Origin of the sequence: Erwinia sp. (assembly GCF_031978025.1) — a bacterium.
Lineage (GTDB): Bacteria > Pseudomonadota > Gammaproteobacteria > Enterobacterales > Enterobacteriaceae > Erwinia.
Map to the genome: position 1 here is coordinate 9,804 of NZ_DALZCD010000089.1, position 4,956 is coordinate 14,759.

The 4,956-nt window shown below is 55.1% G+C and carries 4 protein-coding genes; 3 read left to right on the forward strand and 1 reads right to left on the reverse strand.

The window, feature by feature from the left end; translation table 11 throughout:
* Nucleotides 1-257: 257 nt before the first annotated feature.
* A complete protein-coding gene (locus RTK32_RS09270) occupies nt 258-1,376 on the reverse strand; it encodes an ABC transporter ATP-binding protein (RefSeq protein WP_312043280.1) in 1,119 nt (372 codons plus the stop codon).
* A 328-nt stretch (nt 1,377-1,704) separates the two neighbouring features.
* Between RTK32_RS09270 and RTK32_RS09275 the strand changes: the two genes are divergently transcribed.
* The 3 genes from RTK32_RS09275 to RTK32_RS09285 form a co-directional block, all read left to right on the forward strand.
* Complete coding sequence (locus RTK32_RS09275; protein WP_312043282.1) at nt 1,705-2,925, forward strand: extracellular solute-binding protein; 1,221 nt, start codon at nt 1,705-1,707, stop codon at nt 2,923-2,925.
* Between the two features lie 42 nt (nt 2,926-2,967).
* Nucleotides 2,968-4,275 carry a sugar ABC transporter permease gene (locus RTK32_RS09280; protein WP_312043284.1) on the forward strand — a complete coding sequence of 436 codons (1,308 nt, stop codon included), beginning with the start codon at nt 2,968-2,970 and terminating at the stop codon, nt 4,273-4,275.
* Nucleotides 4,276-4,285: 10 nt separating this feature from the next.
* Nucleotides 4,286-4,956: sugar ABC transporter permease (locus RTK32_RS09285; protein ID WP_312043286.1), on the forward strand; the 671-nt coding region annotated here is incomplete at its 3' end.

Consider the following 4,956-nt stretch of genomic DNA (forward strand, 5'->3'; position numbering starts at 1 on the left):
AAGTCCACTTTTCTCTCCGTCGGGCATGGAAGGCACCTGCTATAACGCCTTAAGTCAGCTTCTCTCTTTCCCGTGCATGGAAAGAGCCTGCTATAACGCCTTAAGTCCGCTTTTCTCTTCGTCAGGCATGGAAGCCACCTGCTATAAAGCCGCAGGTCAGGCTTTCTTTTGTTGCGATATGACTGGAGCCTGCAGAGAGGGGAGGGGCGTTCTCTTTTCGTCCGACATCAGCGAACGAAAAGAGGTCGCCTTATGGGTCAGGCAGCACGAACCTGTGGCATAGCGATATCGGCGCTGATGCGCATGCCTTCGGCGTCAAACACCATGCAGTGATGAGGGTGAAAAGTGGGCTTCAGCTTCTGGTAAGGGCGGAAATGCACGTCGCCCGGCAACAGCATTTTGAAGCCATCGTGACCGTGGCCCTGGCCAAACAGGTAGGTATTATTGCCAAGCCGCTCAACGACTTCACAGTGAAAGTCGAGATGCAGCGGGGCGTCGCCGCCAATGTGTAGCTGCTCCGGGCGAATACCCAGCGTAATGGCGTCGCCCGGCTGTAACAGGCGCACTGGCGGCGGCAGCTGCAGCGTATGTTCGCCCTCATTGATACTGGCGATAAGTCCATTGGGGCCGCACTGCTGTACGCGCGCCGGGAGGAAATTCATTTTCGGCGAGCCGATAAAGCCGGCGACAAAGCGGTTTACCGGATTGTAATAAAGCGCCATAGGCGATCCAACCTGTTCCACCTTGCCGTAGTTCATCACGACGATCTTATCTGCCAGCGTCATCGCCTCGATCTGATCGTGGGTGACATAAACCATGGTGGTCTTCAGCTCCTGATGCAGCCTGGCAATGTGCAGCCGCATATCAACACGCAGTTCGGCATCCAGGTTCGACAACGGCTCATCAAACATAAATACCCGCGGGTTACGCACAATAGCGCGGCCAATGGCAACACGCTGACGTTGGCCGCCAGAAAGCTGTTTCGGTTTACGGTCGAGAAGATGGGAAAGCTGCAGCGTTTTCGACACCATCTCTACCTGGTGCTGAATCTTCGCTTTCGGCACGCCGTTAACCTTCAGGCCGTAGCCGATGTTCTCTGCCACCGTCATATGTGGGTAAAGCGCATAGGACTGAAACACCATTGCCACGCCGCGATGAGCGGGCGCGATGTCATTCATCACCTCGTCACCAATCAGGATCTCACCGTCGCTTATCTCTTCCAGTCCGGCAATCAGCCGTAGCAGGGTGGATTTACCACAGCCGGAGGGGCCGACGAAAACGGCAAACTCGCCCGCCTCAATATCAAGATCGATATTTTTCAGCGTTTCTGTTTTACCAAAGCGTTTGGTGACGTTTCTCAGTCTGATACTGGACATGCTGATCCTCATGGCAAGAAGGTTTGGCTGGTTATGGATGTACTACGTATGACAATTCTGTCATTTTCACGTCAGCCCTGATGGTGCCTGCGCTGACTATAACGCCGTGCCGGAGCGCGCCCTACCGCTGTTGTTGATTTCTGTAATACCGATCACACATTGATATGAAGGGGCTGGAGCGCGGTCGCGGTTACGCGTAGCTTAGGCCGCCAATGCGATACGTCGTTTTGGCTTTGTAGCCTGAGAAAGCCGAGTCAAAACGCCCATTGCGCGACCTGATCACAGCACGTGACAGCTAAAAATGTCATACCTTCACATGGGGTGTTTAATGAAAATCAAATCCGGCGTTACCCTTCTTCTGTCAGCCTTGGTGCTGAATCAGTCGGCCTGGGCCGCGCAACAGCTCACCGTCTGGGAGGATATTAAAAAATCGGACGGCATTAAAACGGCGGTCGTCGATTTTCAAAAGCAGTTTAATGTTGAGGTGAAGGTGCAGGAGATGCCGTTTGCCCAGCAGGTTGAAAAATTACGACTCGATGGCCCGGCCGGCATTGGGCCGGACGTGTTGGTTATCCCTAACGATCAGCTGGGCAGCGCGGTCGTACAGGGGCTACTGGCGCCGCTGGACGTTGCAGCAGCAGAGCAGGCGATCTACACGCCATCCGCCATGGCGGCATTCACGCAGGGTAAGGTGGTTTACGGCATCCCAAAAGCCGTCGAAACGCTGGTGCTGATTTACAACAAGGATCTGCTGCCGTCACCGCTGAAATCGCTGGAGGAGTATCGCGCTTTCTCTCAGAAACAGCGTGCGGTGCAGCAATATGGCCTGTTAGCGAAATTTGACCAGCTTTACTACAGCTGGGGCGTTATGTCGCCGATGGGCGCCTACATCTTTGGCAAAGACAGCAAGGGTGCCCTCGCTACCCAGGATGTCGGATTAAGCACGGCTGGCAGCGTCGAAGCCGTGACTTACCTCAAGCGTTTCTTCAGCGAAGGGCTGTTACCGAGCGGCATCATGGGCGAAAACGGCCTGAATGCCATTGACTCCCTGTTTACCGAGAAAAAAGCCGCGGCGGTTATCAACGGACCGTGGGCCTTCCAGCCTTATCAGGCGGCGGGCATCAACTATGGCGTGGCGCCGCTCCCGCTGCTGCCTAACGGCAAGCCGATGAGTTCGTTCCTCGGCGTCAAAGGTTATGTGGTCTCGACCTGGAGCAAAGACCGGACGCTGGCGCAGAAATTCATCACCTTTATCAACCAACCGCAGTACGCGAAAGAGCGCTATCAGAAAACGCAGGAGATCCCGCCGGTAACTGCACTGATGAACGATCCGATCATTAAAGATGACGAGAAAGCCAACGCGGTAGCGGTACAGGCGACTCGAGCGTCGGCGATGCCGGGCGTACCGGAAATACAGGAAGTCTGGGGCCCGGCTAACGCCGCGCTGGAGCTAAGCGTTTCCGGCAAGCAGGAACCGAAGGCCGCGCTGGATAACGCCGTGAAGCAAATTTCCATGCAGATCGAAGCGATGCAGGCCAGTAACCAGTAATGCAGGTTCGCGGGGTAACCCGCACAGGATAAGGATCCGGGTGTGACTATTTCTTCTGATGAAAAGCTGGCGACGCTTAAGCGTCCGCGTCGCCACGCGACGACCGGCGCCCTGCTGGCGTTGCTGCCTGGCTGCGGCCAGTTTTACCACCGGCAGTGGGCCAAAGGGCTCTGCTTTTTGATTTTGCTGGGTAGCTTTGCCGGCATCTTCCATGATTTTCTCCGGCAGGGGCTGTGGGGGCTTTACACGCTGGGCGAAGAGGTGCCGCGCGATAACTCGATCTTCCTGTTGGCCGAGGGCATTATCAGCGTGCTTATCGTTGCCTTCGGGCTGGCGCTCTGGGCGCTGTCGGCGCGTGACGCCTGGATCAACGGGGCGAAGCGCGACGACCATCAGCCCTTGCACAGCGTGCGCCAGCAGTATCAGCTGCTGCTGCGTGATGGCTTTCCCTACCTGATGATTTCACCCGGCTTTATCCTGCTGGTGTTTGTGGTGGTCTTCCCGATCCTGTTTGGTTTCGCCATCGCCTTTACCAACTATAACCTTTACCACACGCCGCCGGCGAAGCTGGTGGACTGGGTCGCTTTTAAAAACTTCATCAACATTTTCACCCTGTCGATATGGCGTTCCACTTTCCTGGATGTGCTGCAATGGACGGTAGTGTGGACGCTGCTGGCCACTACGCTGCAGTGCAGCGTGGGCGTGATGCTGGCGATCCTGGTGAATCAGAAAGATCTGCCCTTCAAGCCCCTGATCCGTACCATTTTTATCCTGCCGTGGGCGGTGCCCGGTTTTGTCACTATTTTAGTGTTTGCCGGCATGTTCAACGACAGTTTTGGAGTGATCAATAACGCCATCCTTCATTTCTTTGGCATTGCGCCGAAGGCGTGGATGACCGATCCCTTCTGGACCAAAACGGCGCTGATCATGATGCAGACCTGGCTAGGCTTTCCGTTTGTTTTCGCCATGACCACGGGCGTGCTGCAGGCTATTCCTGACGATCTCTATGAGGCGGCAATCATGGACGGCGCCAGCGCGTGGACGCGGTTAAAAACCATTACGCTGCCGCTGGTGCTTTATGCCATTGCGCCGATCATCATCACTCAGTACACCTTCAACTTTAATAATTTCAACATCATCTACCTGTTTAACAACGGCGGGCCAGCGGTAGCCGGCTCGAATGCTGGCGGGACCGATATCCTGGTGTCGTGGATTTATAAGCTCACCATGTCGTCTTCGCAGTACGCCATAGCCGCCACCATCACTATTTTGCTGTCGATTTTTGTGGTGGGTCTTGCACTGTGGCAGTTCCGTGCGACGCGGTCGTTTAAACAAGATGAGATGGCGTAAGGGAGCAGTTATGGCGAAGTCTGTCAGTATTAAACGCGAAAAATGGGTGCGCCTGTCGTTGACCTGGCTGGTGGTGTTAGCGGTTTCAACCATCATTATCTATCCGCTAATCTGGACGGTAGGCGCGTCGCTGAATGCAGGCAACAGCCTGCTCAGTAGCTCGATTATTCCGGAAAATGCATCGTTGCAGCACTATCGCAATTTGTTTAACGGCACCGTGCCTTACCTGACCTGGTACTGGAACTCGATGAAAATCAGCTTCCTGACCATGGTATTGACCCTGCTCAGCGTCAGCTGTACCGCCTATGCCTTTTCGCGCTTTCGCTTCAAAGGACGGCAGAACGGGCTGATGCTGTTTCTGCTGTTACAGATGATCCCGCAGTTCTCCGCGCTGATCGCTATTTTTGTGCTGTCGCAGCTTCTGGGGCTGATCAACAGCCATATTGCGCTGGTGCTGATTTACGTCGGCGGCATGATCCCGATGAACACCTGGCTGATGAAGGGCTATCTCGATTCGATTCCTAAAGATCTGGATGAATCGGCACGGATGGACGGCGCGGGCAACTTCCGTATTTTTGTGGAAATCATTATGCCGTTGTCGAAGCCGATTCTGGCGGTCGTGGCGCTGTTCTCCTTCACCGGGCCGCTGGGCGACTTCATTCTGTCGAGCACCATTCTGCG